Genomic DNA, 11,789 nt, shown 5'->3' on the forward strand with positions numbered 1-11,789 from the left:
ACCCAAACGATTGGACCCACTCGCAAGCGGAACTCGCACTGGCCGCTTGGCATCGCAGCATTGCGATCGCTGAATCATCCAGTGACAACCAGACGAGCGGAGGCGATGACCCACCGAGCGAGATCACGAAAAATCTATTGATGCTCGATGCCGAGATTGAATCGCTTTGGCAACAGTTCCCTGCAACAACCACGCAACTTGTCGCGCAGGCCATCGAGCGCCCTCGCGAAACGTTTGTCTTTTCACGCGGGGACTTCTTGAGTCCAACCGACCGTGTGCAGCCGGACGCTCCGGATTTCTTGCATGCGTTGCCGAGCGACGACGTGCCGGATCGACTGCGGTTCGCAAAATGGTTGGTGTCGAAAGATTCGCCGACGACCGCACGAGTGATCGTGAACCGAATCTGGCAAGCGTACTTTGGTCGCGGCTTGGTTTCGACGCCAGAGGACTTTGGGTTTCAATCCGCCGCCCCGAGTCATCCTGAACTGTTGGATTACTTGGCCACTGAGTTGATGCAAAACGGTTGGCGGCTCAAGCACATCCATCGTTTGATTGTTGATTCGGCAACCTACCGCCAGTCGTCCACCGTTCCCGCGGAAGCCTGGCGCGACGACCCCGACAATGAATGGCTCGCTCGCGGGCCACGACACCGGATGGAAGCGGAAATGATTCGCGATTTGGCGCTGTCGGTCAGTGGTTTGCTGAACACGTCCGTCGGCGGCCCAAGCATCTACCCGCCGGCTCCCGGGTTCCTGTTTCAGCCACCGACCAGCTACGGGCCTAAGATTTGGAACACATCCAGCGGTATCGACCAATACCGACGCAGCCTTTACGTGCATCAGTACCGCAGCGTTCCTTACCCGCCTTTGCAGGTCTTTGATGCACCCAAAGGCGATGCGGCGTGTGTCCGTCGGGAGCAGAGCAACACGCCACTGCAATCGTTGGTGCTGATGAACGAGCCCCAGTTTGTCGACGCGGCACGAGCTCTCGCAGCACGCGTTCTTCGCAATGCACCCGCCGATGACGCCCAGCGGATTCAGTATGCGTTTCGATTGTGCACCAGTCGCGAACCGAATGGGGAGGAAGTCGACATCTTGCTGGGTTTGCTTCAGCAACAGCGACAACACATCGCGGAAGGGAACTTGGGTCTGGAGGAATTGCTGGGAGTCCCCGATGGATTGTGTCTGCAGCTCACTGGGGTGGAGGCGGCTGAATTGGCCGCTTGGATGACGGTCAGTCGCACGATTTTGAACCTGGACGAAACGATCACCAAATCATGAAACCATTCAACATGCCTTTCTTGCAGACTAATCTCGCTGTTGCCGATGCTCCCTCACGTATTGCCAGGGGATTGGATTTGATGAGGCGACGTTGGTTCCTGCAGCAGTGCGGCCTGGGTTTGGGGCAAATTGCGCTGACGTCGTTGATGGCCGAGGCGGGTGAATTGGGGGACACGAAAACGGACCGGTCGACGATCGATCCGCTGGCGCCCAAGAAGCCGCACTTCCCCGCGAAAATCAAGAATGTGATTTTGTTGTTCATGGGTGGTGGCCCCAGCCAGTTCGAGATGTTTGATTACAAACCCGAGTTGGAACGTCTCGATGGAACATTGCCACCGCCGGAGTTGCTGGATGGATATCGGGCGGCATTCATCAACCCGCATTCCAAGCTCTTGGGACCGAAGTTTAAATTTGAGAAGAAAGGTTCAGCGGGAACTCACGTGAGCGAATTGTTGCCGCACACGGCGGGCGTGCTGGACGACATTTGTTTGATCCGCTCAATGAAGACCGATGCGTTCAATCACGCGCCGGCTCAATTGATGATGAGCACGGGTTCCCAGCAGTTTGGGCGACCGAGCATGGGCGCATGGACCACGTATGGTCTGGGCAGTGAATCACGTGACTTGCCAGCGTTCGTCGTTTTCAACAGCGGGCAAAAGGGGCCCAGTGCCGGGACTGGGAACTGGAATTCTGGATTCTTGCCTTCGTTGCATTCGGGAGTGGAATTCCGCAGCAGTGGTGATCCCGTGTTGTACTTGTCCAACCCAGACGGCATGAGCGATTGGTCGCAGCGTCAATCGTTGCAGGCGGTCAACGAATTGAATCGGAAGCGATTGGATGTGGTCGGGGATCCAGAAATCGCGACTCGCATCAACGGCTATGAGATGGCCTACCGGATGCAATCGAGTGCTCCCGAGGCGATGGCACTGAACGACGAACCCGGACACGTGTTGAAACTGTATGGCGCCGAGCCGGGCAAAATGTCGTTTGCGAACAATTGTTTGTTGGCGCGCCGGTTGGTCCAGCGCGGCGTCCGCTTCGTGCAATTGTTCCATGAGTCATGGGACCAGCACGGTGGTTTGACGGGCGGCCTGAAACGCAACTGCGGCGATACGGATCAGGCTTGCGCCGCCCTGGTCAAAGATCTCAAACAACAAGGCATGTTGGATGAGACACTGGTGATCTGGGGCGGTGAGTTTGGTCGGACGCCAATGGTTCAAGGCGGCAACGACGGCCGCGATCACCATCCCAATTCGTTCAGCATGTGGATGGCCGGTGGTGGGCTGAAGTCCGGTTTGGCTTACGGGCAAACGGATGAACTTGGTTTCGATGTCGCTGAGAACCCGGTGCATGTGCATGATTTGCACGCCACCATCTTGCATCTGTTGGGATTTGATCACAAACGATTGACGTATCGTTTCCAAGGCCGTGACTATCGATTGACTGATGTGCACGGTGAGTTGGTGAACGATATTTTGGCGTGACGAGGGGTTCGGCGGGCGCATGAAAAAACCTCGCGGTTCTATGAAACGCGAGGTTCGTTGGAATCGTTGGATCCGATTCAGCTAACCGAGGTCAGCGCGTCTTGCAGAGCGGCTTTGGGGCGAACACCCACAAAGGTGTCAGCGATTTCGCCATTCTTGAACAGCAACAGAGTGGGGATGCTGTTGATCCCGAACTTTTGTGCGGCACCTGGGTTGTCGTCGATGTTGACTTTGCCAATCTTGACGCCAGGATTTTCCGAAGCCAGTTCGTCGATCATGGGGGCGATTTGACGGCAAGGACCACACCATGGAGCCCAAAAATCGACCAGCACAGGGCTGTCGCTTTGGAGGACTTCGGAATCGAAATTGTCGTCGTTGAATTCTTTGACTGCTTCTGAGGCCATGGCCAAGGTCCTTGAACGTTACGGTGTTATTGGAAGGGTGATTTTAGAATCCGTCAGGAAACTGTCAATTTGCCTAACGGTGGAATTGGGGTCAGTGAGAGAGCCTCTCTTCCAACGCCCGTTTTCTCGCAGATCGTAGTCGAAATACGACTGCCAGGCGGGAATGTCTCTCTGGTGAAATGATCGTTTCGCAGAATCACTCGCCAATTGGACGGTGGCGGAATCGGTTGAAAACGCCATCATCGTGGCGAGAGACAATGCAAAGCCTGGGCCAACTGTCCCAAAATGATCGCTGTGGCTCCCCAAACATGCACCGAACCGTGGCGAAACGCGGGCACAGCGAAGGTCAGTTCACCGGCCACGCAGTCAGGACGAATGCCCGAGCGAAGTGATTTGGTTTGTTGAATCATGTCAATTTGACATGCCTTCTCTGATTGGGACTGCCGTGAGGCTGTGCGTCCGGTGGGATTCAAAACGGATTGGATTGGAAAATCGATGACTTCGTCCACCTCGGCGGGGTCGGGTTGCCAATCCGAACCTGGCGGATCGATCACGAACACGATCGGGGTGACCAAATTGTCGCTGGCGTAGACGTATTGTCGAGGCAAATCACCACAGCAGCGGAGCACTTCCGCCCGACCGCCCAGTTCCTCTTTGAATTCACGCAGGGCGGCCCGGGCAGGCGTTTCGCCGTGCTCAATTCGGCCGCCCGGGAAACAGATCTGGCCGCCATGATGTCTCAGTGTCGTCGGCCGCCGCGTCAACGGAATCATCCATTCTCCGGTGGCCGGATCTTGAAACAAGCAAACCGCCACGGCGGCATGTCGCGAACGGCAACGGTGAGGGCCGCGGTGTCGACCGTACGCCAAATGTGGCGCCATCGCACATCGAAAATCTCGATTGAGCGACCAAGGAGGCAGCGCCTCCGTGGTGGATGGTGTCGAATCATTCGGCAGCAGATGTCGGGTCAACCCATCAGCCAACTGGTCGGCATCGGTCGGAAGTTCGGTCGTCCAGGAAGTGGATTGGGGGCTCAGCACCGATAACTCCGCAGGGGCATTGAAGATCGCCGGAACAGCGATCTGACATGGGTGAGAAGTCGCGTCACCTAGATCAATGTTTCGAGCAAACGTCGCAGTTTTCGTAGTTCCACGCGGTGGTCGTATTGTTCCATCGGAGTCATGTCGACGGTCAACGCACGCGTGTACTTTTCGCGTTCCAGTTGGGTGACCAGTTTGCCGTAGTCGACTTCACCTTGGCCCACGCTGACTTGAAAGGCGTCCTTGCGGGTGTCGCGAAGATGAACGTTGTGGACAAACTTCAAGATCTGATCAAAGCCTTTGCCACCGGCCATCGTTTTTCCGGCCGTGGGATTTTCATGGGTGGCGACGAGCGGCACGCTGGGGTCGAGTGTCACGCCCAAGCCATCGACGTTGTTGCAAAGCACCAGCAGTGTGTCGGGGTCTTCGCTCAAGCAACCCAACATCGAACGCACGCTGACTCGCACGCCCTCGCCTTCGGCGATAGCGACCAAGCGGCGAAGGTGCTCGACCTCTTCATTGAATGGGGTGCCCTTTTCGCTCGATGGCACGGCGATGTTGACGACCTTGGTCGCTTTCGCAATCCGGCAAATGCCCTCGAAATCGGTGTAGTGTTGTTCGCCGGTGGAACCCAGTTCAACGCTGTATCCACTGATTTCCAAACGGTGGGTGTGGCGAAGCAATTGAATGCCACGGTCTTCGTCGCTCAGCACCTCGCTCGGGCGACATTGGGAAGACGATTCATGAATCGCAATCTCAATCGCGGTGAAATCCAAATCCTGAAGCAGTTCGATCGAGGCCTGCAATTCAAGGTCTGGCCAGCATCGGGTCGAAGCAGCAACAAACACGTGGGAATCCTTTCAACAAAAAAATCAATGAAGTCAGTGGTCGCACTGTGGGACCACGACAAGTTTACCTATTTAGGAAAGTCTGCGTCACTGGTGTAGTCTCCGCAGAGTCGCCATGTCAATTCGTTTTGAGCCGCTTCTTTAGGCAGCTTCGTTGAACAGTTCGCCGCCACCGCGGTTTTGTTTTTGACCGCCCTTGGAGTTTGGTTTTTCGTAGGTGGGCGGAGCGGCAACTCCAGCGAGTCGGTCGAGCATCTCGGATTGGAACCGTGACAGGTGGTACTGACACACAAACAACGCATTGGCACGCTCGTGCGTGGTTTTGATTTGCTCCGTCGCTTCGCCGCATCGTCGCGCCAGGCGAGCGTCTTCGATCCGTCGGGTGGCCAGCAGTTTTTCGGACAGGCTGAGTCCTTCGGCAGGTGCGTCGGGGGCGTGAAGCAACGCTTCACGCCGCTCCACCATGGCTTCCAGTTGCGAAATCGTTTGGGCCAATTTTGCAGTGGATTCGTCCACTTCGTTTGGTTTTAAGTTGATCGTGTGGACGCGGGTTTCGTCCAGGATCAGGTCCATCGCCTCGGTGATTTGAACCAGATCGTCAACATAATCGGAGACCTGTTGAGTCCAAGATTGATGAGCAGACATAGCGTTGGCCATTTTTCAGGTGGAAGGCGTTGAGAAAGAATGTTGGAAGGAACGGGGGGCGAATGACTGGTGGCGATCTCAGGCGACCATTCGAGCCTGATTAGGCTCGCCGTTGCATTTGAAACAGTTCGAACATCGGATTGGCGATCGTGTCGGCAGACGCTTCGGACATGGCGGCCACGAGGTGCTGATCCAGTTGCTGTTGAAAGACTTCTTCCGTCCGACCGCCGTGGAAGTAGGCGGGTTTGCCGACCGATTCACGCATGGTCGACAGCATGCTTCCAAACAGGGTTTGGCCGACGAAATCACCGAACGCTTCCTTGAGCGGTTCCGCTTCTTCTGTGTTGGACGACGCGTTGGAAAGAGCATCCAAGTTAGATTTCGCTTGACCGCTGGGAGGCAGCGGCAATGAAGAGGTTTGCAACGACGAAAGTTGGGACGACGAAATCGGTGACATGGCGGGTTCGACCTCGGAAACGAAAGTCGGCGATGGGAGGGCGGTTGAAATCCGAGCGTCTGCAAAGGCGACGTCTCAGTTGTCTCTACCGGAAAATGACTTCGCCGTACAAGTCACCTTTCGCTTTCAATGTTTTGATGATGGCGATCAAGTCTTCTGTCGGGACGTCCAAGGCGCCCAACGCATCCGCCAAACTTTTCAGTTTCGCCGCCGAGGGGGTGCCGTCCGGGCCGATTTCGACAAATTGGCCTCCGCCCCCCGCCTCGATTCGCAGATTGCGGTGAGTGACCAGGACCGGAGCGATCTCGACGTCTTCGCCGATCACAACGACGCCATCCGCTTCGTTGATCACAACGCGTTTGCTTCGGTTGGCCAGTTGAATCGGAATGTCCAGCAGGAACGCAATGAACTTGATCGGGTTGTCGCGGTACAGTGGCGGCACCGTGACTTCGACATGCAGTTGATCGATGGCGCGTGCGTGGGCGGACTCGCGAGGGTCGGCGCTGGCGTTGCGATTCGGGCTGGACAATCGTGAAGCGTTGCGGTCACCCATCGTGAGCGATGTCAGGCTGTTGACTTCGTCTTCGATTCGTTGGGCGGTGTTGAAATCGGCAAAGTCTCGGTCGATGATCAGGGTGATGCGATCGTTCTGGACATAGGACGCACGCACGGTGGATTCCATTTTCAAACCACCTTGGATGGTCGCCGAAGTCGGCGGCGAATCGGGCGACACGGACACTCTGCCTTCTGCCATGCCGTAGACCGTCGGGTTGTCAGCGCGAGGGCCCAGCATTGGCGTCAGCATCAAGTACCCGCCTTCCAGGCTTTTCGCACTAATTGCATTGATGGTCACGTCGAGCACGTCCCCCTGTTGAGCACCGACCGTGGGAATCGTGGCACTGACAAAGACCATGGCGACATTTTTCGCGTCGCCGACGTCTTCGATGTCCAGTCTTCCGGCCGCATCCACGGCCATGGGACCGCCCATCAACTGCATCATGCGAGCCAACGCACGACCTTTGGGGGCTGCATCGCCGTCGCCTGTTCCCTGAAGACCGACGACCAAACCCAATCCTTGCAGCGTGTTGGTTTCTTGACCCTTCAGCCGACAAAGGTCGCCGAGTTTCAGCCCGCCTGCGATGGATGTGGAGGCACCGCACAAAGCGGCGATCCAAAGCATCGCGGCAAAGAGTATCGATGTTCGAGAGATGGTTGGATGATTCATCAGAATGGTTTCAAACGATCAAAGGCGCGTTGGAACCATCCGCGACGGTACCCGTCTCGCAATTGGCCCTGGTCTTGTTTGTTGATTTCAAGGTCGATCAGATCGCGACTGAGCACGACGTTGTCAGGCCCGATGTCTTGTGCCCGGCAAATGCCTGAGAGCGATGTTTCCCAGAGGTTGTCGTTGACCCGATATTGTTTGCGAGCTTCCACGACCAAGTTGCCGTTGGGGCGGATGTCCACGATCCGAGCTGCGATGTTGAATGACATCGATTCACGCGACTCGACCGATGCTTCGGCACGTGAATTGGCGGTGGTCTGTGCGTCGACGGTGGGATCGCCTTCGGATTGCGGATCGGGGATCAAACCGCCGCTGCCGAGTTTGATCCAGTCTGCCAGAGTGGCTTGAAACAACGACACCCGACGTTTCTCGGTGTCGCCTTCGGCGGTCATTCTCGCGATTTCGTCGACGCGGATGGTGACGATGTCTTGAACTCGGAACGCTCGCATCGGAGGAGCCGGTTGGTATGTCCAACTCACTCCGGCGAGTCCAACGGCGGGCGGCGTTGGGGTGCGGTTGGACGCTTGGCCAGCGTTGGAGGGCTGCGTGGATGGGGCGGCGTCGCGGGGGGGGAAATCGTTCGGAGCTCGTTCGGCCATTCCCGGCGGAAGGAACTCTGGCGGCATCACAGCCGCGTCGGGGCCCACGCCAGGAACCGCGCGTGTTTGCAGGTTGCCAGCGGGAGCCACCATGCCAACTTGGCTGGTCGGTGCGTTGGGCATCCAGGGAGGTGTGGCATGCAGCAACGATGAGTTTTGAGCGCTCACGAAATTGCATGCGAACATCAACGACATCGCAGCAGCAGCGAAAGAGCGTGGTGCGAGAATCATGGTTGCGGTTGCCATTTGCGAGTGGGTTTGTTCGCGAGTACACGTTGGGGCTGAGTCACAATTTCGACGACCGACGGTTCCACGACCTTGGCCAACAAACGGCGTTTGGGCGTCGTCGTTTCAATCTCAATCAATTCGTTGTGGGCACCGTCACCAAGAGCCTTGGCAGTGGTTGTCACTCGAATACCACCTCCGGTCACTTGGACCTCCACCAAGTCGCCTCGTCGAACCAAACGCGGCGCGGCAAAGTCGCTCGGTCGAAGCGGCACGCCGGATCGAATCAGGCCAACAACTTCCATGCCGATCACGTCATCCACTTCCATGACCCAGTCGCCAGACAGATCCGCGACGGGGGAAGGTTGCAAGTGAACATCGCCAGGGCCAACTCGATGGCCTCGTTGCAAGGGACGCTGCGCGACAACCACGGCGGGTTTGGGGGTGAAGGTGACTCGGACGACGCCTTCGCATTTGTCGGCTCTGGATCGGGCGTCAATCTTGAGACGGCAGGTGATCGGTGTGGGGGACTCGGCTGACCAGGTGGGCATCGGATCGAGGAACCGAATTTCGCGAATGCCTTGCATCTCAGCCAGCGGGCCCACTTCCTGTGCGATGAACGTGGCTTGGTGGTCAAACGCATTCGTCAGATCTCGGAAGTGATTGTTCAGGCCGAGTTCCACCCAATGGCTGAGTCGTTCTCGAGTCTCGAAATCTAGTTCCGCTTGCGGTGAGGAATTGTGATCGTGGGCGAACTCGGATGTCACGGGCGCATCCAACATGGCGTGGGCAACGTAGGTGGAGTCGAGCGTGTGCGGCGTGACAGATGCGGGTCGCGTGACTTCGAAAGACGTGCCGTTCTCTCGAGGTGCGTTGTGGTTCTGCACGGCGTGGATCACGATGGTTTCTTCGCCGTAGATCTTGATGCGGCCCGCCGTGGCTTGCCCGCCGACGATTAAATCCGCCAACCGATCCCGAGAAATTTTGGCCGGGGAACCATCCAGCGGCATCAAGCCCACGGTGGCATCGGCCAATCGCGGCCATGCTGCCATCTTCGCCTGCAAAGGACGCACGACATCACGGAGTCGGATGATAGGCGAACTGGTGCTTGCGTTTTCGACCACACTGAATTGCCAGCGAGTTTCGGCGTCGATGGTTTGACTGTGCGGTCCCCGGAACTGACCCGTTTGGGACTGGCCAGAGGGAGTGTGGCCCGCCGATCCCAGCGCCGCTGGTGAAATTCGTGGTGCGGGATTGCGATTGAACTTCGGCTCGACACCGTGAAAGGGAGTTCGCAGCGCCGCATCGGCGATGGAGTCGGCATCGCTCGGTGTTTGGGCAGATGCAAGCACCGCGAATCCCATCGAACACGCCGCCGCGCATGCGAAGATCCACCTTCTCGCGAAGGCGGATCGAAAGGACGTTTTCGAGTTCGAATCCATCAAGGTTTAGAACCGTCGAAGTTGAGAGATGTTTTGCATGACTTGGTCACCTGCTTGAACCGCTTGGCTGTTCAGTTCGAACGCTCGCTGAGTGGTGATCAGGTCGATCAGTTCTTGGACCGGTTCGACGTTGGATGCTTCCAAGTTGCCTTGGCGAAGCACGCCCATGCCGTCCGTTCCGGGGTTGTTGATTTGTTCGGGACCGGATGCGTCCGTTTCCATGTACAGGTTTTCGCCTGTCTTCAGCATCCCATCGGGGTTGATGAATTGAGCGAGCTGAATTTGGCCTTGGTTGGTCAGCTCGGTCTGGCCTGGTTGTTGGGTCATGACCTCGCCATTGCTGTTGATGACCACCGCGGTGGCATCGTTGGGAATGGTGATCGGCGGGTCGAGCAAACGTCCGACTTGCGCTGAACCCATCACCAGTTGGCCATCGGCGTTGATGTCGAGGTTGCCAGCTCGGGTGTACATCGTGTCTTGGCTGGATGGGTCGACCACGCGGAAGTAACCGCTGCCTTGGATCGCGACATCCAGGTCACGCCCCGTTTGCTGCAACGTTCCTTGCCGCTGATCGGTTTGGGTGCTGGTCACACGAACGCCCAAGCCGACTTGGGTGCCGACCGCGGTCGGGGTTTGTGTTGCGTCTTGGACGCCGGGATAGACCTCGGTTCGATACAACAAGTCCTCGAAGTTGGCTCGGTCTTTTTTGAAACCGGTCGTGTTGATGTTGGCCAAGTTGTTGGCGATCACATCCAGTTTGGTTTGCATCGCCTCCATGCCAGTGGCGGCGGTGTACAGCGTTTGAACACTCATGCGAAATTTTCCTTGTTTGAGAGCGACAACTGCATCGCGGTTAGCCTTGGAGGACGCGACCGATCAGGGACCCCAAGACGCTGTCTTGATTCTTGATCATTTGGACGTTGGCTTCATAAGCACGGGACGTTTCAATCATTTCCATCATCGTGCCCGTGGGGCTGACCGCGGATTGTTCCAGCGAACCGGCGACGACATTTCGATCGTTGTCTGCCGCCAGATTGAACCCGGCCAACGGGCGAAAGAGATTGCCACCGACGCTGGCCAGATCGCCGTAGCTAGCCGGTTGAGCGAGCATCAGTTGTTGCGTCTCGCCGGCTTGAGTGAACGTGCCTTCGGGGCCAACGTTGAACGGGAGTCGGGGGTCGATTTGGATCGGTCGCCCGTTCTTACCAATGACAGCATCGCCGCCGGAGTTGACCAGCGTCCCTGTCGAATCAAACAGGAAGTCACCGGCCCGAGTGAGCAGTTGTTCGTCACCGCGTTGCAAGACAAAGAAACTTTTCTTGTCATGCAATGCGAAATCTGTTTCACGTCCAGTGGAGCGAATCGCTCCAACGCTGAACTGAGTCTGTTCGGGCTGGATGGTCACGCCACCGCCGATGTCATCGGCGCCGCCGAGACCTGGGGAGACCATTCCTTCTTCGATCAGTTCCGAGAACCTGGCTTGCAAGATCGTTTCGCTGGGTTTGAAACCGGGCGTTTCGACGTTGGCCAGGTTGTTGCTGATCTGCTGCAGACGGTGGTTCTGTGCCTGGGCACCCGCTGCAGAGAGATAGACTCCGTAAGGCATGGACCGCTCGCTTGGATCGCGTGACTCCGCTTCCGTCGAACCGCTCGACGTTCCTTTGGGGGTACGCAATCCGCGGAACCAACCTCAAGCCCAATTCTTGAGTGAAAGTTGGCAGAATGTCCCAAATAGTCGCCGGCAGCATGGTTTTGACGGCCGAAGCTCACGCTGCGGTCAACGTTTCACGACGTTTCCGATGCCCGTCCCCTGCTTCGTATCCCCGTAAGATGCCCTTCCAAGGCCGTCGATCGAAAATCGAAACCGGGCGTGTGAGTTTTGATGTTGCGCTTTTCTCAAAACCCGAAGCGTCAGCTTTTTCATAACCCGAAGCGTCAGCGAGGGAAAAACGATGTTGACTTCGCCTCGCTGACGCGTCGGGTTATGAAAAAACCAATGCCTCACGCAAAAGCGCAACTTCAAAGCTCACGCGTCGGGTTGTGAAATCGACTAAATCACAACCCGAAGCGTCAGCGAGGG

At 57.1% G+C, this 11,789-nt stretch carries 12 protein-coding genes; 2 read left to right on the top strand and 10 right to left on the bottom strand.

The annotated features are described in order from the left end of the window. Positions 1 to 1,280, top strand: a 1,280-nt coding sequence (locus ACF8AM_RS17850; protein ID WP_392556944.1) for a DUF1553 domain-containing protein, incomplete at its 5' end; no start/stop codon positions are given. Next, positions 1,277 to 2,764 carry a DUF1501 domain-containing protein gene (locus ACF8AM_RS17855; protein ID WP_392556945.1) on the top strand — a complete coding sequence of 496 codons (1,488 nt, stop codon included), beginning with the start codon at positions 1,277 to 1,279 and terminating at the stop codon, positions 2,762 to 2,764. The genes ACF8AM_RS17850 and ACF8AM_RS17855, both read left to right, overlap by 4 nt. Positions 2,765 to 2,841: 77 nt before the next feature. Here the strand turns inward: ACF8AM_RS17855 and trxA are convergent, their stop codons facing one another. The 10 genes from trxA to ACF8AM_RS17905 form a co-directional block, all read right to left on the bottom strand. Continuing rightward, positions 2,842 to 3,168, bottom strand: a complete 327-nt coding sequence (trxA, locus tag ACF8AM_RS17860; protein ID WP_274405648.1) for a thioredoxin — start codon at positions 3,166 to 3,168, stop codon at positions 2,842 to 2,844. 239 nt (positions 3,169 to 3,407) lie between these two features. Further along, complete coding sequence (locus ACF8AM_RS17865; protein ID WP_392556946.1) at positions 3,408 to 4,208, bottom strand: NUDIX hydrolase; 801 nt, start codon at positions 4,206 to 4,208, stop codon at positions 3,408 to 3,410. Positions 4,209 to 4,276: 68 nt separating this feature from the next. Then, entirely contained in the window at positions 4,277 to 5,056 is a 780-nt protein-coding gene (locus ACF8AM_RS17870; protein WP_392556947.1) for a sugar phosphate isomerase/epimerase family protein, read from the bottom strand. Positions 5,057 to 5,197: 141 nt separating this feature from the next. Then, on the bottom strand, positions 5,198 to 5,701 hold the full coding sequence (locus ACF8AM_RS17875; protein WP_392556948.1) for a hypothetical protein: 504 nt from the start codon (positions 5,699 to 5,701) through the stop codon (positions 5,198 to 5,200). Between the two features lie 100 nt (positions 5,702 to 5,801). Next, positions 5,802 to 6,158, bottom strand: a complete 357-nt coding sequence (locus ACF8AM_RS17880; RefSeq protein WP_392556949.1) for a rod-binding protein — start codon at positions 6,156 to 6,158, stop codon at positions 5,802 to 5,804. Positions 6,159 to 6,243: 85 nt separating this feature from the next. Further along, on the bottom strand, positions 6,244 to 7,383 hold the full coding sequence (locus tag ACF8AM_RS17885) for a flagellar basal body P-ring protein FlgI (RefSeq protein WP_392556950.1): 1,140 nt from the start codon (positions 7,381 to 7,383) through the stop codon (positions 6,244 to 6,246). Then, complete coding sequence (locus tag ACF8AM_RS17890) at positions 7,383 to 8,273, bottom strand: flagellar basal body L-ring protein FlgH (protein ID WP_392556951.1); 891 nt, start codon at positions 8,271 to 8,273, stop codon at positions 7,383 to 7,385. The genes ACF8AM_RS17885 and ACF8AM_RS17890 overlap by 1 nt, the downstream gene beginning before the upstream one ends. Continuing rightward, entirely contained in the window at positions 8,270 to 9,619 is a 1,350-nt protein-coding gene (flgA, locus tag ACF8AM_RS17895) for a flagellar basal body P-ring formation chaperone FlgA (RefSeq protein WP_392556952.1), read from the bottom strand. Before flgA ends, ACF8AM_RS17890 begins: the two co-directional genes overlap by 4 nt. Before the next feature lie 96 nt (positions 9,620 to 9,715). After that, entirely contained in the window at positions 9,716 to 10,522 is an 807-nt protein-coding gene (flgG, locus tag ACF8AM_RS17900; protein ID WP_392556953.1) for a flagellar basal-body rod protein FlgG, read from the bottom strand. Between the two features lie 40 nt (positions 10,523 to 10,562). After that, complete coding sequence (locus ACF8AM_RS17905; protein WP_392556954.1) at positions 10,563 to 11,384, bottom strand: flagellar hook-basal body protein; 822 nt, start codon at positions 11,382 to 11,384, stop codon at positions 10,563 to 10,565. Positions 11,385 to 11,789: the final 405 nt, after the last annotated feature.

The sequence above is a fragment of the Rhodopirellula sp. JB055 genome, assembly GCF_043100905.1.
GTDB lineage: Bacteria > Planctomycetota > Planctomycetia > Pirellulales > Pirellulaceae > Rhodopirellula.